Below are 353 nucleotides of genomic sequence, written 5' to 3' on the forward strand. Positions count from 1 at the left end.
CCGCTCACGCCGAAGGACGACACGGCGGCCCGGCGCGGCCGGTCCACCTCCGGCCACTCCCGCTCCTCCGTCAACAGCGCGACCGCACCCGACTCCCAGTCCACCTTCGAACTCGGCGCGTCGATGTGCAGACTCTTCGGCAGCACACCGTGCCGCAACGCCTCCACCATCTTGATCACACCCGCCACACCCGCAGCCGCCTGCGCATGCCCGATGTTCGACTTCAACGAACCCAGCCACACCGGCTGCTCCGCCGGACGACCCTGCCCGTACGTGGCCAGCACCGCCTGCGCCTCGATCGGATCACCCAGCGACGTCCCCGTCCCGTGACCCTCCACCGCGTCGACGTCCGC

Annotated in this window: 1 pseudogene; it reads right to left on the minus strand. The window is 70.8% G+C overall.

The window, feature by feature from the left end:
• Positions 1 to 353: pseudogene (locus PUR61_RS09125) on the minus strand (polyketide synthase); the annotation flags it as partial.

It is taken from the genome of Streptomyces sp. BE20 (assembly GCF_036322525.1).
In the GTDB taxonomy this organism is placed as follows: Bacteria; Actinomycetota; Actinomycetes; order Streptomycetales; family Streptomycetaceae; genus Kitasatospora.